This is a genomic window from Bradyrhizobium icense, assembly GCF_001693385.1.
Lineage (GTDB): Bacteria > Pseudomonadota > Alphaproteobacteria > Rhizobiales > Xanthobacteraceae > Bradyrhizobium > Bradyrhizobium icense.
The window spans coordinates 6,767,896-6,787,296 of the sequence record NZ_CP016428.1 but is presented as its reverse complement, the minus strand read 5'-3'; the positions used below and the strand labels follow the sequence as shown (position 1 = coordinate 6,787,296).

The following is a 19,401-nucleotide window of genomic DNA, read 5'->3' as shown; positions in this document are numbered from 1 at the left end:
TTCCCAGGACTCACCACCAGGCGTCCTCGGAGTATCGGATGATTGCTGACCAGAAGGTTTCATCGGCGACATCGCCACTGCCCCGCGGTGTCAGGCGTGCGCTGGACGCGATGCGTGCCAATGTCGGCCACAATTGGCACCTGGCGGAACTCGCCGCCGTCGCCGGACTATCCACCAGGGCATTGCAACGGCAATTCCTCCGGTTTCTCGACAAGACGCCCCGCACCGTGCTTCGCGAAATCGGTTTCGAATGCGCCCGCCGCGAACTGTTGCAGGGTGCGCCAGACGCCAAAATCATGGATGTCGCGCTGCGCTGCGGCTTTCCCCATTTCGGGCGGTTTTCGACCGAGTATCGCCGCCGCTACGGCGAGACGCCGTCGCAGACGCTGAAGCGGCAGGCGGCGTTCACGGCGACGCTCGGTGCGATGCCTTCGCTATTCGTGTCGCGGCGCGACCGGCCCATGCTGGCGTTTGGGCCGATCGAAACGGCTGCGGAGTGTAAGGAGATCGCAGCCGATATCGCCGATGACCTTCTCGTTGCTCTGAGCCGCGCAGGGATTTCGGTGGCAAGCCAGTCGAGGACCGCACGCTACCATCTGACCGGCACGATCCGGGGATCGGGCGCACAGACACGCCTGATCTTCCGTCTGATCGACAGCGAAACCGGTTGTCAGATTTGGGCGCATCGTACCGACAATATCTTGCGCGACGAAACCGCAACCAGCGAACATCTCGCGATCAGGATCGCTGCGATGCTTCAGTCAGGTTTGCGCCTTGCCGAGATCGATCGCGCGCAGCACAAGCCGGCCGCTGGGCTCAGCGCGCACGATCTCGCGTTGCGTGCGATGCCGGGCGTTGTCGCTCTCGATGCCGACGGCAATGCCCGCGCGCTTGAATTACTGGAGCGCGCGATGGACCAGGACCCGACCCATCCGCTCGCCACTGCGCTGGCGGCCTGGGCGTACGTTCAGCGCGCGGTCTATCATTTCACGTCCGCGCCAGTGGAAGAGAAGTCCCGAAGTCTCGAATTGGCGCGTCGGGCTCAGTCCCTTTGCGGCGACGCTACCGTGCTTGCCGTGCTCGGCAATGCGCTGACGTTGCTTGGGGAGCTCGATACTGCGGACCTGGTCATTCGCAAGGCGCTCGCCGTCGACGGTGGATCGGTCTGGGCGTGGAGCCGCAGCGGATGGATCGACGTCTACAAGGGCGAACCGGAATCCGCGATCGAGCGTTTGAAGATCGCGCTCGATCTGGCGCCGCACGATCCGCTTGCCTTCAACAGCATGGTCGGGATCGGCTGTGCTCATTTCAAGGCCGGCCAATATGCCAAGGCGGCGTACTGGCAGGAGCGGGCGTTGGCCGAGCACCCTTCCGCAAGCTGGGTGCATCGAACGCTATGCCCGGCGCACGTGCTCGCCGGGCAAGGGCCACAGGCCCGACGCAGTCTCGGGGCGCTGCGGCACCACTATCCTGATCTCACGGTGTCGGAGGTGCAGCGGGGTATGCCGCCGCTGCCGCAAGATTACCGTGATCTGGTGGTCGGAACCCTGCACGAGGCAGGTCTGCCGGCATAGGCTCAGAGGTTATTTCGAGGGCATCGCAACCTTGCGGCCGATCCCGTCGGGCCGCGGCACGGTTGCGTGCGAATCCATCACCGCCTGGATGCGCGCGCGGATATCGGGCGGGAAGGGGGCAACTTTCCTCGCCTTCATGTCCATATGCAGCGTCATGTTTTCCGAAGTCGCGGAGATCCAGCCTTCCGTCGCGTGGCGCAGTTCCTCGAACGTGTGCAGCCGCTTCTCGTCGGCACCCAACAGATAAACTGAAATCTGAACGGGGTCGCCGAGATGAATTTCTCTGACGTAGCGCACATGGGCTTCCGCGGTGAAAGTCGAGCAGTGGCGCTCCTTCATGTAGGCCGGCCCGATCCCGAGCTGCAGCCACATTTCGTCGATGGCGCGATCCATCATCACGTTGTAATAGGCCATGTTGAGGTGGCCGTTATAGTCGATCCATTGCGGCTCGATCCGCATCACCGAGGACAGAAACGGGACCGGCGGCAGCGGTATATCTTTCAGTTTTTCCCCGGCGGCGGCAGCGGTCGTCATCATCCATCCCTTTGTCGTTTCGCTATCTTGACCCCATTTATATCCTTTGCCACGGTCCGCTCAAATTCGGGAGGAATTTGACGTGGCGACGACGATATCAGGTAGTGTGAAGCGGCCGGAACCGCAGGCTTTGGCAGGCGCCGTGGAGGCGCTGGCGGCGCGGTTTGGCAACCGGCTGATCACCTCGCAGTCGGTGCGCGAACAGCATGCCCATACCACCACCTGGCTGCCGACCCAGCCGCCGGATGCGGTGGTGATGGCGCAGGAAACTGCCGACATCCAGGACGTGGTGCGGATCTGCGCCAAACACGGCGTGCCCGTGATCGCCTTCGGAACCGGCACCTCGCTGGAGGGCCAGGTCAATGCGCCGGCCGGCGGCGTCTGCATCGACTTGCGCGACATGAACCGGATTCTCGAAGTTCACGCCGAGGACCTGGATTGCGTGATCCAGCCCGGCGTCACCCGCAAGGCGCTGAACGAGCATCTGCGCGACCAGGGATTGTTCTTCCCGATCGATCCCGGCGCCGACGCTTCGCTCGGCGGCATGACCGCGACGCGGGCGTCCGGCACCAATGCGGTGCGTTACGGGACCATGCGCGAGAACGTGCTGGCGCTGAAAGTGGTGCGCGGCGACGGCGAGATCATCACGACGGGCACGCGAGCGAAAAAATCCGCGGCCGGCTACGACCTGACACATCTGTTCGTCGGCGCCGAGGGTACCCTCGGCATCATCTCCGAACTCACCATCAAGCTGCGCGGCATTCCCGAGACGATCGCGGCCGCCGCCTGCTCGTTCGAGACGGTGCGCGGTGCTTGCCAGGCGACCATCCTTGCGATCCAGACCGGCATTCCCCTCGCGCGGATCGAACTGCTCAACGCCGAGCAGGTGCGCGCCTGCAACGCCTATTCCAAGCTGACCCTGCCGGAGACGCCGCTATTGCTGTTGGAATTCCACGGCAGCGAGGTCGAGGTGGCCGAGCAGTCGAAGAACTTTGGCGAGATCGCCAGGGAATGCGGCGGTGGGGATTTCACCTGGACGACCAAGCCTGAGGACCGCACAAAACTCTGGCAGGCGCGGCATGACGCCTATTGGTCCGTCAAGGCGCTGCGCCCCGGCGCCGGCGTGGTGGCGACCGATGTCTGCGTGCCGATATCGAGGCTAGCCGATTGCGTCACCGAGACCGAGGAAGACTTAAAACAGCTCAACCTGCTGTCGCCGATCGTCGGCCATGTCGGCGACGGAAATTTCCACTGCTCGCTGGTCTGCGACGTCGACAACAAGGAAGAAATGGCGCGCGGCGAGGAATTCATGCACCGCCTGGTCGAACGCGCGCAGTCGATGGGCGGCACCTGCACCGGCGAGCACGGCATCGGGCAGGGCAAGCAGAAATACCTCAAGGCCGAGCTCGGCCCCGAGGCGATCGACGCCATGCGCGCGCTGAAGCACGCGCTCGATCCGCAGAACATCTTCAATCCCGGCAAGATCGTGCCGGCGAACTAGGTAAGCCCGCGGGCCCGCCACCTTGGCACTGTAACCGCAGGTGGCGGGCAAGCGCCAGCAACAACGCTCTTCGCTCATAGGTTGTACATTGTGGCGGCGATCCCAATTTCGTTCCAAACATAGCCTCGTTTCAACACAGCGCCGCCCGACTTAAACATCGTCGCGCCCGAAGTTCCCTCTTCAGCTTGGATCCGCAACATGTGTTGCGAGTGTCGTGCGTGATGAGGTGCGTTAATGCGTTTTCTTTCCTGGGGGATTGTTGCCGCTTGCGGCTTTTTGCTGGCAGGTCCGGCGGCGAAGGCTGCCGAAATCCGTATTCCGGACCTGCCTTCGCCTCACTACAACTGGACCGGATTCTATGCAGGCGTTTACGGCGGCGGTGCGTATGCGGCGTGGGCGGCCGATTACTGCCGAAATGGTGCTTGTCGTCATGCGGAGGGGCAGGCGGGCGGCTTCGCCGTCGGCGTCTATGGCGGCTACAACTATCAGTTCGCCAACCGCTTGGTAATTGGCGCCGAATTCGATTGGGGCAAGTCCACTTCGTCGCGGGACGAACTCGTCTTTGCCGACAGCGCGCTGCTGTCGCGGTTCGGCGCGTTCGGCTCGGCTCGCCTGCGCGCCGGCTACGCGTTCGACCGCCTGCTCGCATTTGGTGCGGTCGGTGTCGGCGTGGCCAGTATCGATAATGGCTACCGCTATACGGTGCAAAGGGGTTGCGACACCTTGGAGCAGGCTATCTGGGACGAACAGGTCAAGGCCGGGCTGATCGCGGGCGCCGGCATCGAGTATGCTTTCACCAAGCATTTCGTCGGGCGCGCTGAGTATCTCTACGCCGACTATGGCAGCGTCACGCTGTCCAGCCGGGACCGCACGCGGGCTGAATTCCGCAACGAGATGCACTTCGTGCGCGTGGGCGCCAGTTATCGGTTCTGATACTTCGCTTGTGGTGGTCCGGCGGCGCTGGCTGCCGGATCATCATGTCGCGCTTCCCCATCGGTCTTATCGTGCGTGCGGCGCGGTGATCGCCTTGCGGATTGCAGCCAGCGGCGCGGTGTCGTCGAACTCGATATCTTCGCCAGTCCGCTTCAAGCCGAGGTCGCGCCACAGCGACGCGAGATCGGGCGTCACCGGCTTCGGCCCCATCTCGTTGTGAAGCCGGGTCAGCACATCGACGCCGACGGCTTTGTCGGCGGTTGCAAGGATGCGCTCGATCGGCCAGTCCTGCTCGTGATTGCCGCCGGCGGCGAGCACGCCGCGCATCGCGTCCTGCAGGCCGAGGCGATTATCGGTAGCTTTGCGGATTTCGATATCGGCGAGCAGGCAGAACATCGCGCCGCCCCAATATTTCCGCCCCCAAGTGCCGGTGTTGTCGAGGCCCTGATCGCCGGCTTGCGGCAGCCCCTTCGGCATGTCGCGCATCATCGCCTGCCAGATTTCCCGCGCCGTGAGGTCGCCGGCCTGCACCCGCGCGACCGGCTCGATATAAACGGCCAACCCCTCCGAGAGCCACGCGTAGCGGTCGGGCATGTCGGGCAGGGCGGTATGCACCATCTCGTGCACCATCACCCAGTCGCGGCGCAGCACATCCTCGCTTGAATCGCGGCCGAGCGGAATGCGAATGGCGGCGCCGCGATAGCCCCACGTCGTGCCGCCGCGAATGCGCCCGCCATCGACCGGCACCAGGAGCAGCCGGAGCGAGTTGACGGGAAATCGCCCGTAATAGGTCGTCACGGCCCGAGCCGACATCCTGATCCAGTCGAGCAGCTTTTCCCTTGATAGCATGAAGTCGCCCGGCGCGAACGCGACATGGATGGTGCCGCCGGGCACTTCGAGGTCAGTCTTGGGCAGCCGGTCGAACGCATCGTACGGCATACGGGCGCCGCGCATATACTCCGATTGCGCGTCGGCGCGGAACGAAATGGCGCTTGGCAGCATCGCGGCGATGACAGCGGCTGCAACGGTCCAGCGGAAGGCGCTGGCGACCTTCATCTCAGCACGGCTTGCACCGCGGCCGACCGGTCCTCGGCGGGGTCCTGCGCGATGAACGAGGCGGCCTGCTCGTGGAGATCGTCGAGCATGGCGGCGAGCAAGGCTTCGCCCTTGGCCGACGTCGCCCGTGTCGGATCGCCATAGCTGCCGGAGCGGCTGTAATTCGGCGAATTCGGATCCGAGGGCGTCAATGCACCCGGTGTCTCATGGTTCATCACGGGGCTGGCTTCGGCGCGGGTCATGTCGACCAGATGCGGCGCCAGCGCCAGCATCAACGACGTTTCCAGCTCATCCGCATGGCTGCCATGGCTCTGCTCGGCCAATTGCCTGGCCACGCGCGGATAGCGCGGGCCTTCATGGATCCATAAATGCCTGATCCGCGCGTTGTCGAGGCGCGCCAGTGCGCGATCGACCGGGGCCAACGTGCTGATCCCGGTATTGAGCACCAGCAGCTTTGGGCAGCCGCCGGCGAGAATCTGCCCGGCGATCTCGCGCACCAGCGCCTCGAAGGTCGAAATCGACAGGCTGCTGCTGCCGGCATAATCGACGAAGGCCGGGTAATGACCGTAGGTGAGCGTCGGCCAGATCAGCGCGTCGATCTTTTTCGCCATCCTGGCTGCGAGCCATTCGGCCTGGATGCGGTCGGTGTTGAGGGGCAGGTGGAAGCCGTGCTGCTTGGCGGCGGCGCCGATCGGCAATATCGCCGCCGCGCCATCACCGATGCGCCGCGCGACTTCGTCCCAGTGCATGCGCTCGATGAAGTGGCGATCGGTGTCTATTCCCATTCGCCGAGCGCTCCCCTTCATGAGCCGACGGAAACATCCGTCAAAAGTCCCGCCGTGATCCAGCCGTGCAGAAAGCCGGCGCCGCGGCCTGCCGCGCCGTCGGGGTCGTCATAGGTCGCGAGCATCTCGCAGAGCACGCCGAAGGGAGTACCGTTCGCGGCCTCATCCCACATCATCGCCTCTTCCGCCGAAAGCTCGCGGAACATCGGCGTGACGTCCTGACGCCAGATCAGAAGATGCGCCGGCTGCTCCAGTCGGGTCGCGTCCGACGGCGTTTCGTCGTTTTTGAGCGCGAGCCAGATCGCGGCCGCGTTGGTCGCCAGCTCGAGCCTGGATGCACTGGGATGCGGCTGAAAGCTGAGGCCGGACCATGCCTCCGGCGCAAAGCGTGCCATGTCGGTCAGTTCGACGACCTTGCTTTCCGCGGCGTCGAAGGCGTCGTTGAGCGCTTTTTCCAGCGCGGCCAGATCGGAAAGTACGGGATGGTCCGAGTAGGGCCTCGCCGATTTCAAAAACTCCGGCAGGCCTTGCGAGAACCAGCGCAGGTTCGGATGCGCGGACGGGCGCGCCTTGACGTAAGCGTGCCCCATCTCGTCGAACATTTCGTCGCCGAGGTAAAGATGCAGGAGTTCATGGTCGTTGCGCATTGCCTCGACCAGCCGCGAGCCGTAGGCATAGCGATAGACGCCGAACAGCGTCTCGCGCTTCTCGCGCGGGCTGTCGAGGATTTCAGCCAGCACCGTATCGTCGCCATCGAGGATGCCGCGCTGAAACTCGGCTTGCTGTCGCGCAAAATCGCTCATTCCGCCTGCGTGCACCTCGGCAAGATTTTCTCGGCCATCTCGCGGGTCCTGGCAACCTCAAGCAACAATTCGTCGAGCGGCGGGATGTTGTCGTCGCGCTCGATCATGGTCGAGACCCGGCCGAAACGTTTCAACGCCGCGGCATAGAGCTCCCAGACGTCCTCGCATACCGGGTGGTCGTGGGTGTCGATGATATGGGTACCCATATGGCTGTGGCCGGCCATGTGAAACTGCACCACGCGATCCGCCGGAATTCCGTTGAGGAAGGTCAAGGGATCGTAGCCGTGGTTGAAGGCGCTGACGTAGACGTTGTTGACGTCGAACAGAAGCCAGCATCCGGAGCGGCGCGACAGCTCGGACAGAAATTCCCACTCCGTCATTTCGGAATTGCTGAATTGGACGTAGGTCGAGACGTTCTCGAGCACGATGGCGCGGCCGAGAAAATCCTGCACCAGTTGGACCCGGCCGACGATGTGATCGAGCGCTTCCCTGGTGTAGGGGATCGGCAGCAGATCATGCAGGTTCTTGCCGTGCACGCCGGTCCAGCACAGATGGTCCGACACCCATTTCGGCTCGACACGCCCAGCGAGATCCTTCAGAGCCTGCAGGTACTCGAAATTCGGCGGAGCGGTGGAGGCGATCGACATCGACACGCCATGCATCACCACGGGGTAGCGTTCGCAAATTCGGTCGAGCGTGCGCAGCGGCTGGCCGCCGGGCAGCATGTAGTTTTCGCTGATCACCTCGAACCAGTCGATCGGCGGATTGCCGCTCAGGATTTCGTCGTAGTGTTGATGGCGCAAGCCGAGGCCGAAGCCGAGGAAGGGCGGCTTGGCCGATGTCGCCGCGCGGTCTGCAAGCGCGGCCGCCGAGGTATCTGGCAATCTGCTTGCGACGTTCATCTCGTCTCCGCTCGGCGTCCCAAACTGCACCGTCAACCTAGCATGGATGCGAGGCCCGGCCTACACCGGGCCTCGATCGGACCGTGACTTAAGACGGCATGTACTTGCCCTTGGCGGCGTCGCACTTTTCCTTGGTCATGGCCGAGAAGCCCTGACCCTTGCAGGCGTTCTGGCCCTTGCAGGCATTGCTGGCACCCTTGCAAGCGCTCTGGCCCTTGCAGGCATTGGCGCCGACGCACTTACCTTCGCCGGCGGCATGGGCCACTGTCGACACGGTGGCGCCGGCCAGGAACAGGGTGGCTGCAGCGGCGGCGAGGGTCGCGCCGGACTTGGAAGTCATCTTCATTTGTATCCTCCGAAGGAAGTGTGAGGGTGCATCGCTCGCAAGCCGCGACAGTTCCGGCCGACAAACTGCACCCAGCGATAGCTACGTGGCGGGTCTGGATTTAGTTACACGCGGAGCCGATTTTATTTCAGCCGCCGAGACGAAACAACGAGGGCCCGGCAGCGCCGAGCCCTCTGTCTGGGCACCTGATCGGATCGATCAACCCTTGACGAACTTGGCGCCCATGGCGGCGCAAGCCTTCTCGGAGGTCGCCGAGAAGCCTTGACCCTTGCAGGCGTTCTGGCCCTTGCAGGCGTTGGCCGCGCCCTTGCAAGCGCTCTGGCCCTTGCAAGCATTGCCGGCCATGCACTTGCCCTGGGCGGCGTTCGCAGGCGTCGACACCGTCGATACCACCGAGCCGGCGAGGAACAGCGTGGCGGCGGCAGCGGCGAGCGTCGCACCGGATTTGGAATTCAACTTCATGACGATCTCCTCGATGGTTGTGTGAAGACAAAAAAGTGACGCCGTGAGGCCTATTGATCGTTCGATCACAGACCCCGCTGACGCAGGGGAGGGACGGATGGCAATCAGATCGCGGTGGCGTGCCGGAAGAGGTCAGGTCTCCGTGATTTGAGTGCTCATCCGAAACCAGCTACGGGGCATCGGGCGGTTACAGCGTTTCAAAGAAAATTTTCTTTTTTGCGGTTGGACATCCCGTCCATGTCTAACCCCGGCGGCTTGAGAGTATTTCGTTGCGTGCAGCAGTGATCTCCGTAAGCGCGCGCCGCGCAGAAAGCGCGGCGCTTCAACGGATTAGCCCGAGTGTCGGCGGTGTTTGCGTTGCATAAGGAAATTCGATTCAGCTATCCCGCACAGGTTTCAGCTTCGCCATCTGTGCGACCGTGGCCCGCAACTCCTCGGCGTTGAAGGACGGAAACGAGCAGATGCGGTTGCTGCAGGCAAACGCCGCGGGTTCGCCGAGATCGGGATATTCGACGTCGGGGTTGGGCAGTTTGCCCTCGCGCAAATCAAGCCACTCCAGGCGCTTGTAGCGGGCCGGCAGCTCGCGGGCGAGGGCATGCAGGTCTTTCGCGCGGGCGTCGTCCTTGTGTCCGACGATCGTCATGTGGGTAGGCTCCACCGCGAGCTCTTCGTCGGCGAGCAGAACACCGGGCAGCGGACGCATCATCCCGGCCGAGGCGCTGGCGATATAGCGCATCGCGTGCGCGGCCTCGTCGCGATAGGACTCGTTGCCGAAGTAACGGTTGAGCAAGTTCATGAAGCGGGCGACCTGAACCTGATCGTCGATCGGTTTGGCAGGTTTTGCGAGCACGCCGGTTTTGCCTTCCTCCGTCTTCGAGGTCACGAAGCCGCCGGCCTCATCGTGGAAGGTCGCGACGAAATCGCCGGCCTTGGCGGCTCTGGTGAGCCAGTCGCGGTTTCCCGTGGCAGCATAGAGATCGAGGAAGGCCTGGCCCATCGCCAGCGTGTCGCCGATGAATGGCCCGCCGCGATCTTTCGAGCCATGGCGGAAGCCGCCGTGCGGCAGCGCGCGGTTGTCGATCACCCATTTCGCCGCGCGTTCGGCAATCGCCAGCACCTTCGGATCATTGGTGACGTTGTAGTAGGCCGAAAGCCCCGAGATCGCCCAGCCGTTTTCGCGGGCATAAAGGTTCTTGTCGATGCGCGGCATGCCAAGCTTGCGGCGCTCGCCGTCCGACAGTGCGTAGTATTTGTGTCCATCGGTGTCGTGGTCGAGGTCGGCATCCTGGCTGACATAGAACGCGCCCTCAGGGCTCCTGAGAAATTCCGCGAGATAGCGTTCGATGTCACGTGCGGCAGCAAGGTATTTCGGATCCTTCCACAGCGCGTAGGCCTGGCTGTACTGCCGGAGATATTGTGCCTGAAACGACATGATCTTTTCGAAATGCGGATGCGTCCAGGAGCCCGCTTCGGAACATTGGTAGACGCCGCCCCACACCGGATCGATCAGCGCGATGGCGGCATCCAGCGTCTGCCGGGCGCGCTTGGCCGCCATGGCGTCGCCGGACTCGGCGCGGGTGATCGCGAGGTCCATGCTGTCGGCGTCGATGTATTTCTGGTTCTCGCCCCAGCCGCCGAGTTTTTCCTCAAAGGATTCGTCGACATTCTTCATCAGCGCGGCGCGCTGTTCCTTGTCGAGGACAGCGAAGGTCGATGGCTTCACCTCAAAGGCTTCGGCGACCGACGGTCCAGGCGAAGGGTCGTCGATGATCGCCTTGAGCAGCGCCTGCATCCGTTCCGGCTCGATATATCCCCTGATCTTGGCGATCTCGCTGCCGTCGGGGCCGAACACGATGGTCGCCGGCCAGCCCCAGTCGCCATAGCGGCTCGACAGTTCGGGGTTGGCGTCCTGATCGACCCGCACTGGCAGATATTTCGCGGCGAGCAATTCCCTGACCTCGGGATTGGCGTAGGTCGTCTTCTCCATGACATGGCACCAGTGGCACCACACCGCCTCGAGATCGAGGATGACGAAGCGCTGTTCAGCCTGCGCGCGGGCGAACAGATCGTCGCTCCAATCGCTCCATTTGGGCCCGTCCGAAGCAAACGAGGGCGATGCCGCAAGCGCGGCGAGGGCGAAGGCGGCAATGCGGACGAGTCTCATGGTAGCTCCCGGAAGCGTGGCGTTCTCTCCAGCTACGCAGGCGGCGCGATCACGGCTCAAGCATTAGCCGATGTCACGTGATTGTGAGGGTCAGGTTGAAGCTTTGGGCTGACCGCTGGCATTCACCAGCAACCGGTCGAGTGACACTGCGCCGGGGCCGGCAATCGCAAGCCACATGAAGCCGGCGAAGTAGGTCGCTTCCTCGAAGCCGAGCAGCGTCTCCAGCGAATCGACGTCGCCCCATTTCGCCGACTTGATGGCGACGACCATGACCACCGCCAGCATCGCGGCCGGAATTCGCGTGAACAGGCCGAGGATCAGCATGGCGCCGCCGCAGAATTCGACGCCGGAGACGAAGGGGGTGAGGATTGCCGGGAAAGGGATGCCCCAGCCGGCAAAGTTTTCGGTCACCTGCTCCAGGTGGGTGAGCTTGCCCCAACCCGCCAGCATGAAGGTGTAACCGACGATGAGCCGCATGATGAGGGGGCCAGCCCAGGAAAAATGCGAGGCGATCTGCGCCGGCAACAGGATGAGGAGATTGACGGTGGAATACATGCGGCCCCCTTCAAGTACTTTGGCGACGTGAAACCGCGACCTGCGGCCTCTTCGCGCGGAAAACGTCGCGGCCGCGGTGGCGGCAGTCTGGTCCTGAGAGGAGTTTCGTTGATGCCGGTCCGCTTGTTACGGGGCTAACCGAAATTTTGCAGTGCGGGGAAAGTCTCCAAGAGCCAAATGCTGACACTGGTAACAGCGCCGGTCAGGAAGCCGATGCCGGTGATCACCATCAGGATTCCCATGGCATGCTCGACCTTGGCGAGATGCCGCTTCATCCGCGCAAACAGCGAGGAGAACTGCTCGATCATGAAGGCTGCCAGCAGGAACGGGATTCCCAGCCCGGCGGAATAGACCGCAAGCAGGCCGGCGCCCTTGGTCACGGTGGCCTCGGCGGCCGCAATCGACAGGATCGCCGCCAGAATGGGCCCGATGCAGGGGGTCCAGCCGAAGGCGAAGGCCAGCCCCATGGCATAGGCGCCCCAGAGGCCGACCGGTTTCGGCATCGGCATCCGGCCTTCGCGCATCAACAGTCCGATCCGGGTCAGGCCGAGGAAGTGCAGGCCCATGATGATGATCACGATGCCGGCTAAGAACGCGAACGGATCGTCCGGGAATGGAAGATTGAAGCCCAACGCAGTCTGAATCTCTGTAACCTTATGGAGGTACGCGACACGTAGATCGCGTAACCCCCGACCAATAAAGCTCGCGGTAGCGCCTAGAGTGACAAAGATAGTGGAGAAGCCCAGCACGAACATCAGCGCCGCAGCCATCACTGCGCGCTTGGAGGTTTGCATCGTCTCCTTGCTAGCGACATGCTCGATGGTCGCGCCGGTGAGATAGACCAGATAGGGCGGCACCAGCGGCAGCACGCAGGGCGAAAGGAAACTGACGAGACCGGCAATCAGGGCCGCCGGGATGGAAACATCGTGCATTGCATGACCTTCGAGAACTGCCGCAAGGCATAGCGCCGTCTTCGGTTGTACGGAACAGGCAATCGATAAGTTTCGTCGTCATTACGGCTCACCTTCGGTCACAGAGCCGTGTCCGGGGCGCCGAAATTGCCTCGCCGGCGAAACAGACGCTGGTATGGTCCCGTATGGCGGTAATCAGACCGTCATCGGGACCCCTGTATGCGCCTTGGCATCCGCAGCGCCATTTCCGCCCTCGTGCTGACGTCGATCGTCGTCAGCGCCGTCGGCGTGCATCTTTTGTGGTGGCGCACCGCCCATCAGGTCAGCCAGACGCTCGCCAGCACCATCAACGACCAGATCGTATCGGCGGTCAGCGACGAACTGCAGTCGGTCACGACGGAGGCGCGGTCGTCGATGACGGCGGTGCGAACGCTGCTGGCGGAGAAAGTGTTCGATCCGCACGACGCCCGAAAACGCGAGATCGTTTTCCGCTCGCAGTTGCTGTCGCAACCGACGATTTCCTGGGTGGCGTTTGGATGGCCGGACGGCTCGTTCTTTGCCGGACACAAGCTCGGCAACGACGTCATCGAAATGCTCGAGATCACGCCCGACCGCAATTTGCGCATCAATCGCTACGAACTCGTCGGCAACGATCTTCGGCTCAAGGGGAGCTGGTTCGAAGACACCGACTATTCCGTGACGGAGCAGGAATGGTTTCGGGTCGCCAAAGAGACCAACGACGAACACTGGTCGACGCTGACGACGCATCCGCGCGGGGAGCGGCTGGCGGCGGCCTTTTCGGCCCCGATCGAAATCGATCGCAAACCGGCCGGCGTCGTTGCGATCATCATCGAGCTGACTCGCGTCTCGAATTTCCTGTCGCAGCTCACGGTCGGCAAGTCGGCGGGCGCTTTCATTCTCGAGCGGGACGGCAAGGTGGTGGCCTCGCCCGATCCCGATGCCAGCGAACTGGTGGCGCTGAAGACCGATCATCCGCTGTTTCCGGTCGCGGTCGATGCGATCCGAAACGCCGGCAGCGCCTACGAACCCGGCGAGGGGCAGCCGTTCAATACGACGGTGACGCGGGACGGCAAGGCCTATCAGGCGGTGATCACGCCGATTTCGTTTCCGGGCTGGTCGCTGGTGACGGTGGTGCCGGAATCGGAATTTCTCGGACCGGTGCAGATGACGATCCGGAATTTGCTGATCGGGCTTGCGGTCTTGATCGTTCTCGCTGGCGTGCTGTCGGCATGGCTTGCCCAGCGCCTGATCGCCGCTCCCCTGATCAAGGTGGTCAACGAGATCAGGCATGTCGAGCGTTTTGACCTCGACAAGGTGCGGCGGCATCCGTCGCGGCTGACCGAGATCGGGAATCTTTCGGGTGCCATCGGCGACATGGCGCAGGGGCTTGCCGCGTTCCGCAAATACATCCCCGCCGACCTCGTGAAGCGGCTGATCAGCGACGGCAACGGCGCGCGGCTTGGCGGCGCGGTGCGGCCGATGAGCGTGATGTTCATCGATCTCGCCGGCTTCACCGGCATGTCGGAGCGGCTTGGCGACCGCATCATCCCGCTGCTGTCGCGCTATTTCGATTGCGTCTCGCTGCAGATTCAAAACCAGAACGGCACCATCGACAAATTCATCGGCGATGCCGTGATGGCGTTCTGGGGTGCGCCGGTGCCCAATCCCGATCATGCCGTCGATTGCTGCCGGGCGGCCTTGGCGTGCCGGCGCGCGGTGGAAGAGGCGGGTCTCATCGACGACCACGGCCAGCCGGTCAGGATCCGCATTGGCATCAACTCCGGCGACATGCTGGTCGGCAACATCGGATCCGAGGTGCGGCTGAACTACACGGTGATCGGCGATGCCGTGAATATTGCGAGCCGGCTGGAGAGCACCAACAAGACCTACGGCTCCACGATCATCATCGGCCCCGAAACGCGAAGGCTCGCCGGCGACCGCGTCGTGGTTCGCGAACTCGACCGGCTGGCGGTCTATGGCCGTGCGGGTGGATTGCAGATTTATGAATTGCTCGATATGGCCGACGATGTCGGCGCACCCGCCTGGGTGGCTTCATACGAGGCCGGCCTGGCCGCCTGGCGTGCGCGGGACTTCCGGGCTGCGATCGGCGCGTTCGAGAAGGTGCTGGAAATCCGCGAGCACGATGCAGCGTCGACGACGATGATCGAACGCTGCAGGCAGCAGCTCGAAAACCCGGCCGGCGAAGATTGGGACGGAACGACGATCGCCCGGTCCAAGTAGTCCAACGCGGTCCCGCCGCCTTGCCCGCGAGGGCGATTTGGCGATAGATGGGCCGGCCTTGGGCGCTGCATTGGCCGGCGATCGATAGGAAGCCGTTCCGCGTTGAAAGTCCTCCTGACCCATACGCCGCAGTCCCGCGCCCAGTATTACGGCGCGCGCAGCCTCAACGGGCTGCAAGCCATCGCGCAGGTGAAGCTGCATGAAGCTGGCGATGCGCTCGACGCCGCCGGCCTGATCGCGGCGGCCCGCGATGTCGACATCATCGTGGCCGACCGGCTCACCGCGGGCCCGGGCGAGATATTTCCGGCGCTGCCACGATTGCGCGCCTTCGTTCGCTGCGCCGTCGACATCCGCAACATCGACGTTGACGCTGCTTCGGCCTCCGGCGTTCTGGTCACGCGGGCGGGACCCGGCTTCGTTCAATCGGTTGCCGAACTCGCGCTCGGCTTCATGGTCGATCTGTCGCGCGGCGTGTCACGCGCGACCGCCGACTACCATGCCGGGCGCAAGCCTGAGATCATCATGGGCCGGCAACTGGCCGGCAGCCGCCTCGGCATCATCGGCTATGGCAGCATCGGCCGTTACCTGGCTGATATCGCCAAGGTGCTCGGCATGGAGATCATGGTCGCCGATCCCTTTGCGACGGTGAGCGACGCCGCGATCCGGCATGTGCCGCTCGACGAACTGCTTGATCGTTCCGACTATGTCGTCTGCCTGGCGGTCGCCAACGAGCAGACCGAAAATCTGATCGGGCAGGCGGCGCTGGCCCGCATGCAGCCGCACGCCTTCTTCATCAACCTGTCGCGCGGCAACCTCGTCGACGAGGCAGCTTTGGCAGCGGCGCTCCGCGAGAACCGCATCGCCGGCGCCGCAATGGATGTCGGCCGCGCACTGGACCAGATGCCATCGCCGGAGCTCGCAAGCTTGCCGAACGTCATCGCCACCCCGCATATCGGCGGCCTGACCCCGCCGGCGATCGAGAGCCAGTCTCTGGAGACGGTGCGGCAGGTCGAAGCCATTGTTGCGGGCGACGTGCCGGTCGGCGCGGTCAATGCCCAGCGCTGGAAGCGGCGGAGTTCTTAACCGTTAAGATAGCATTCGTGTTATCACTCAACGTGCACGGGTCGGCAGGAGCGGCCTGTAAGCTGGGAGAGGACCTACCAGTCGCAATACAGTCAGCAAGCGCATGCGATCTCGCTTCCCGGTTGTTGTATGCGGTTTGGCGAAGTAGGATATCACGTCGCATACTAACCGCTTAACTGACGGTTCAGATGAAGTGTCCCAGGTGCGAACACGACAATCGGCCTGAAGCGAAGTTCTGCGAGCAGTGTGCCGCTCCTTTCGAGCGCGGCTGTCCTCATTGTGGTAGCTTCGTGTCATCGGGAGCCAAATTCTGTTCCCAATGCGCCCATCCAATCGGACTTGGCGAAGAACATCGAGCGGTAAACCGCTTCTTGTCACCTGACAACTATACTCCAAAACATCTCGCCGTCAGGATAATGACGACGAAACGCGATCTTGAGGGGGAACGCAAACAAGTCACCGTGCTGTTTGCCGACATCGTCGGATCTCTCAGAATAATAGCAGATCGCGACCCTGAGGAAGCACAGAAGCTCCTCGATCCCGTTCTCGATCACATGCTCGAAGCCGTCCATCATTATGAAGGTATGGTGAACAGGGTCATGGGGGACGGCATCATGGCGCTGTTCGGAGCCCCGCTCGCGCATGAAGATCATGCGGTGCGCGCATGTTATGCAGCCCTCAGAATGCAGCAGACGATTGCCCGCTATGCGGAAGAGATCCGCCGCGTTCACGGAGCACCAATCACGATCCGCGTCGGTATCAACTCCGGAGAGATTGTCGTCTCCTCAATCAACAACGATCTCTACATGGACTACACGGTCGTCGGACAGACGGCCCATCTGGCATCCCGCATGGAACAAATGGCGATGCCGGGCTCTGTGCTCGCCGCGGCCGATACCATTCGGCTCGTTGAGGGATACGTCGAAGCCAAGTCGCTCGGCGAAATGACGATAAAAGGGCTTGCGCAATCGGTTGAAGTCTTCGAGATCACCGAAGGCGGCTTCGAGCGGACAAAATTGCAGGCCGCCGCCTCGCGCGGGTTGACGCCCTTTGTCGGTCGCGAACTGGAAATTCAGCGACTCACCCAGGCGCTGGATCACGCCCGTGGCGGTCATGGCCAAGTCGTGGCAGTCGTCGGAGAGCCGGGAATGGGCAAATCTCGCCTGGTTCATGAATTTGTTCATTCATCCCGGACCGAAGACTGCCTGGTTCTCGAAACAAATTCGGCTTCATACGGCCATGCGGCATCGTATCTGCCGGTGATCGAATTGCTCCGGCACTATTATTTCAAGATCAGTCAGCGCGACAACGCCAAGTCGATCCGCGAGAAGGTGACAGAAAAGATTCTGGCACTCGATCCCTCGCTGCAGGACGTTATCCCGCCGTTGCTGGATTTGTTGGACGCATTGGATGCAGGTCATCCATTCCAAGCGCTGGATCCGCTCCAGCACCGACAGCACACTTACCAGGCAATTACCAGATTGCTGTTACGTGAAAACAACGTGCAGCCCGTCGTGGCAGTTTTCGAGGATCTGCACTGGAACGACTCTCTTACCTTGGGCCTTTTGAACGAAATCGTCGTCAATGCAAGCGATGCGCGCTTGTTGCTATTGGTAACCTACCGTCCGGAATTCGATGACGGGTGGAAGGGACGGCCGAATTACCGCAACCTGCGTCTTGAACCTCTTCAGAGCACAAGCCTCACCACGCTTCTGCACTCGCTTCTGGGATCTGATCCGGCACTCGAAAGCGTAAAAAGCTTTGTCCTTGATCGTGCTGGCGGGAATCCATTCTTCGTAGAAGAACTCGTTCGAACGCTGGTAGATCGAAAGCTTCTAGAGGGATCGCGACAGAACTACAGGATGGTTAAGGCTATTTCGGGAAACGAAATACCACCTACCGTACAGGCCGTTCTAGCCGCGCGTATCGATGCGCTGGCAAAAGCCGAGAAGAGGTTGCTGCAGGAAGCGGCGGTCATTGGACACGACGTTCCGTTCTCGCTGCTGAAAGAAATAAGTAGTCTTCCCGACAGCGAACTCCGGGGAGTCCTCAACAATTTGCAGACGGCCGAATTTGTGTTTCCCACCCAGTTGTTTCCTGATCTTCAATTTTCCTTCAAGCACGCTCTCACCCACGATGTCGCCTACGGAGGCCTGCGCAGCGAGAGGCGCCGCGACATTCATCAGCGCGTCGTTCTTGCGATAGAAAGGATTTATGCTGGCCGCATAGGCGAGCATGTTGAGCGCCTGGCAGATCATGCGCTACGTGGCGGGCTTCAGGAGAAGGCAGTAACGTATCTGCGCCAAGCGGGAACGAAGGCTGCGGATCGAGAAGCTTATCCTGAAGCTGTAATACTCTTCGAGCAAGCGCTCGACGCGCTGGCTGGATTGCCGCAAAGCAGGGAGACCATCCAGAAGTCGATCGATATCCGATTCGACATTCGCAATGTGCTGCAACCGCTCGGAGATCGCAACCGAATCGCTTCTCGTCTGCGCGAAGCTGAACAACTGGCGGATCGGATCGGAGACAGGCAGCGCAACGGATGGGTGCAGTCCTATTTGACCGAACAATTCTGGATGCTGGGTCGATACAGGGAGTCGATCGAGGCTGGAGAGCGGGCTCTTGCCGCCGCGGAGTCGGATTTGCCTCTCCAGGTCGTGACCAATTTGCCGCTCGGATTGGCGCACCACACCCGCGGAGACTACAAGAAGGCTCGCGAACATTTCGGTTGGAATGCTGCCCAGTTGGAAGGCAGCCTGGCGAGCCAGCGCTTCGGGATGTTTGTCCTGCCCGCCGCGTTCTCGCGTAGCTTTATCGCATGGGGCTTGGCCGATACCGGACAATTTTCCGAAGCCTTCAATATCGGCGAAGATGCCCTTCGCATCGCCGAAAATGCCCGTCATCCCTTCAGTTGCGGTTATGCGCATCTCGGTCTCGGTGTCGTCGCCTTGCGACAGGGGAATTTGCGACGCGCCCTACGCTCGTTCGAACGCGCGCTGGCAGCCGGCGCGTTTGCAGATAGTCCCGTCGGCTTTGCCTACGTTGCATTGCATTTTGGTTACGCCCTTGCTCTAGCCGGCCGGGCGAACGAGGGGATTCCAATTCTGGAGCAGAGTATCGAGGTCGCGGAGTCAAAGGGGTTCGTCGCCCGTCACTCGCTGCGTTTGGCTTACGTCAGCGAGGCTTACCTTTCACTCGGTCGGGAGGGCGAGGCGCTAAAGGCGGCCACGCGTGGGCTCGAACTGGCCCGCAAACATGAGGAGCGGGCAAACGAGGCTTATTCGCTGCGGATGCTGGGCGAGGTGGATCTGTATCGGGGAAACCTAGATGATGCGAAGAGTTGGCTTACTCAAGGCCTAACGCTTGCTGAGGAATTAGGCATGCGGCCGCTACAAGCGAACTGCCATAAGGGGCTGGCCAACGTGTTCGATCTTAGCCATCAGAAGTCGAATGCAGAGCACCACCGCAGCATCTCCAATTCACTGGCAGACGCGATGGAGATGCGTTTCTGGGGGTGAGCTTGTGAAGCT

16 protein-coding genes and 1 pseudogene are annotated in these 19,401 nt (G+C 62.2%); 7 read left to right on the top strand and 10 right to left on the bottom strand.

Annotated elements, in window-relative coordinates; translation table 11 throughout:
- The first annotated feature begins 38 nt into the window (after positions 1 to 38).
- Positions 39 to 1,574, top strand: a complete 1,536-nt coding sequence (locus tag LMTR13_RS31390; protein ID WP_065731142.1) for a helix-turn-helix domain-containing protein — start codon at positions 39 to 41, stop codon at positions 1,572 to 1,574.
- Between the two features lie 9 nt (positions 1,575 to 1,583).
- On the opposite strand, the gene LMTR13_RS31385 is transcribed toward LMTR13_RS31390, so the two are convergent.
- Positions 1,584 to 2,108: a thioesterase family protein gene (locus LMTR13_RS31385; RefSeq protein WP_065733116.1), complete on the bottom strand. Its 525-nt coding sequence runs from the start codon at positions 2,106 to 2,108 to the stop codon at positions 1,584 to 1,586.
- A gap of 82 nt (positions 2,109 to 2,190) precedes the next feature.
- Here LMTR13_RS31385 and LMTR13_RS31380 point away from each other — a divergent pair, with 82 nt between their 5' ends.
- Positions 2,191 to 3,609, top strand: coding sequence for an FAD-binding oxidoreductase (locus LMTR13_RS31380; protein WP_065731141.1), 1,419 nt, complete (start codon positions 2,191 to 2,193; stop codon positions 3,607 to 3,609).
- Positions 3,610 to 3,843: 234 nt separating this feature from the next.
- A complete protein-coding gene (locus LMTR13_RS31375) occupies positions 3,844 to 4,542 on the top strand; it encodes an outer membrane protein (RefSeq protein WP_083219304.1) in 699 nt (232 codons plus the stop codon).
- A 66-nt stretch (positions 4,543 to 4,608) separates the two neighbouring features.
- On the opposite strand, the gene LMTR13_RS31370 is transcribed toward LMTR13_RS31375, so the two are convergent.
- The 9 genes from LMTR13_RS31370 to LMTR13_RS31330 all read right to left on the bottom strand — a co-directional run bounded on the left by LMTR13_RS31370 (position 4,609) and on the right by LMTR13_RS31330 (position 12,547).
- Positions 4,609 to 5,598, bottom strand: coding sequence for a hypothetical protein (locus LMTR13_RS31370; protein WP_236843203.1), 990 nt, complete (start codon positions 5,596 to 5,598; stop codon positions 4,609 to 4,611).
- The gene (locus LMTR13_RS31365) at positions 5,595 to 6,383 is read right to left on the bottom strand and encodes a creatininase family protein (RefSeq protein ID WP_065731139.1); all 789 of its coding nucleotides are present in this window, start codon (positions 6,381 to 6,383) and stop codon (positions 5,595 to 5,597) included. Before LMTR13_RS31365 ends, LMTR13_RS31370 begins: the two co-directional genes overlap by 4 nt.
- A 17-nt stretch (positions 6,384 to 6,400) precedes the next feature.
- A complete protein-coding gene (locus LMTR13_RS31360) occupies positions 6,401 to 7,186 on the bottom strand; it encodes an HvfC/BufC N-terminal domain-containing protein (RefSeq protein WP_065731138.1) in 786 nt (261 codons plus the stop codon).
- The gene (gene bufB / locus LMTR13_RS31355; RefSeq protein ID WP_083219302.1) at positions 7,183 to 8,088 is read right to left on the bottom strand and encodes an MNIO family bufferin maturase; all 906 of its coding nucleotides are present in this window, start codon (positions 8,086 to 8,088) and stop codon (positions 7,183 to 7,185) included. Before bufB ends, LMTR13_RS31360 begins: the two co-directional genes overlap by 4 nt.
- A gap of 88 nt (positions 8,089 to 8,176) precedes the next feature.
- On the bottom strand, positions 8,177 to 8,434 hold the full coding sequence (bufA2, locus tag LMTR13_RS31350; RefSeq protein WP_065731137.1) for a BufA2 family periplasmic bufferin-type metallophore: 258 nt from the start codon (positions 8,432 to 8,434) through the stop codon (positions 8,177 to 8,179).
- Positions 8,435 to 8,632: 198 nt separating this feature from the next.
- Positions 8,633 to 8,896: a BufA2 family periplasmic bufferin-type metallophore gene (gene bufA2, locus LMTR13_RS31345; protein ID WP_197520947.1), complete on the bottom strand. Its 264-nt coding sequence runs from the start codon at positions 8,894 to 8,896 to the stop codon at positions 8,633 to 8,635.
- A 376-nt stretch (positions 8,897 to 9,272) separates the two neighbouring features.
- On the bottom strand, positions 9,273 to 11,060 hold the full coding sequence (locus tag LMTR13_RS31340; RefSeq protein ID WP_065731136.1) for a thioredoxin domain-containing protein: 1,788 nt from the start codon (positions 11,058 to 11,060) through the stop codon (positions 9,273 to 9,275).
- Positions 11,061 to 11,150: 90 nt separating this feature from the next.
- A complete protein-coding gene (locus LMTR13_RS31335; RefSeq protein ID WP_065731135.1) occupies positions 11,151 to 11,615 on the bottom strand; it encodes a DoxX family protein in 465 nt (154 codons plus the stop codon).
- A 134-nt stretch (positions 11,616 to 11,749) separates the two neighbouring features.
- Positions 11,750 to 12,547 (bottom strand): cytochrome c biogenesis CcdA family protein, encoded by a 798-nt coding sequence (locus LMTR13_RS31330; RefSeq protein WP_065731134.1) that lies wholly within the window; start codon positions 12,545 to 12,547, stop codon positions 11,750 to 11,752.
- A 198-nt stretch (positions 12,548 to 12,745) separates the two neighbouring features.
- Here LMTR13_RS31330 and LMTR13_RS31325 point away from each other — a divergent pair, with 198 nt between their 5' ends.
- From LMTR13_RS31325 to LMTR13_RS31310, 4 genes and pseudogenes are all read left to right on the top strand, one after another.
- Entirely contained in the window at positions 12,746 to 14,788 is a 2,043-nt protein-coding gene (locus tag LMTR13_RS31325) for an adenylate/guanylate cyclase domain-containing protein (RefSeq protein WP_065731133.1), read from the top strand.
- A 102-nt stretch (positions 14,789 to 14,890) separates the two neighbouring features.
- Entirely contained in the window at positions 14,891 to 15,871 is a 981-nt protein-coding gene (locus LMTR13_RS31320; RefSeq protein ID WP_065731132.1) for a hydroxyacid dehydrogenase, read from the top strand.
- A gap of 188 nt (positions 15,872 to 16,059) precedes the next feature.
- Positions 16,060 to 16,134, top strand: a pseudogene (locus LMTR13_RS43910) (zinc-ribbon domain-containing protein); the annotation flags it as partial.
- A gap of 153 nt (positions 16,135 to 16,287) precedes the next feature.
- Complete coding sequence (locus LMTR13_RS31310) at positions 16,288 to 19,389, top strand: ATP-binding protein (protein ID WP_236843202.1); 3,102 nt, start codon at positions 16,288 to 16,290, stop codon at positions 19,387 to 19,389.
- Positions 19,390 to 19,401 lie beyond the last annotated feature (12 nt).

Bases quoted from the DNA above. Each gene is read 5' to 3' on its own strand.
- LMTR13_RS31330 (WP_065731134.1), bottom strand. From the start codon at position 12,547: ATGCACGATGTTTCCATCCCGGCGGCCCTGATTGCCGGTCTCGTCAGT.
- bufA2 (WP_197520947.1), bottom strand. From the start codon at position 8,896: ATGAAGTTGAATTCCAAATCCGGTGCGACGCTCGCCGCTGCCGCCGCC.
- LMTR13_RS31340 (WP_065731136.1), bottom strand. From the start codon at position 11,060: ATGAGACTCGTCCGCATTGCCGCCTTCGCCCTCGCCGCGCTTGCGGCA.
- LMTR13_RS31375 (WP_083219304.1), top strand. From the start codon at position 3,844: ATGCGTTTTCTTTCCTGGGGGATTGTTGCCGCTTGCGGCTTTTTGCTG.
- LMTR13_RS31385 (WP_065733116.1), bottom strand. From the start codon at position 2,108: ATGACGACCGCTGCCGCCGCCGGGGAAAAACTGAAAGATATACCGCTG.
- bufA2 (WP_065731137.1), bottom strand. From the start codon at position 8,434: ATGAAGATGACTTCCAAGTCCGGCGCGACCCTCGCCGCCGCTGCAGCC.
- LMTR13_RS31335 (WP_065731135.1), bottom strand. From the start codon at position 11,615: ATGTATTCCACCGTCAATCTCCTCATCCTGTTGCCGGCGCAGATCGCC.
- LMTR13_RS31310 (WP_236843202.1), top strand. From the start codon at position 16,288: ATGACGACGAAACGCGATCTTGAGGGGGAACGCAAACAAGTCACCGTG.
- bufB (WP_083219302.1), bottom strand. From the start codon at position 8,088: ATGAACGTCGCAAGCAGATTGCCAGATACCTCGGCGGCCGCGCTTGCA.
- LMTR13_RS31370 (WP_236843203.1), bottom strand. From the start codon at position 5,598: ATGAAGGTCGCCAGCGCCTTCCGCTGGACCGTTGCAGCCGCTGTCATC.
- LMTR13_RS31325 (WP_065731133.1), top strand. From the start codon at position 12,746: ATGCGCCTTGGCATCCGCAGCGCCATTTCCGCCCTCGTGCTGACGTCG.
- LMTR13_RS31365 (WP_065731139.1), bottom strand. From the start codon at position 6,383: ATGGGAATAGACACCGATCGCCACTTCATCGAGCGCATGCACTGGGAC.
- LMTR13_RS31390 (WP_065731142.1), top strand. From the start codon at position 39: ATGATTGCTGACCAGAAGGTTTCATCGGCGACATCGCCACTGCCCCGC.
- LMTR13_RS31360 (WP_065731138.1), bottom strand. From the start codon at position 7,186: ATGAGCGATTTTGCGCGACAGCAAGCCGAGTTTCAGCGCGGCATCCTC.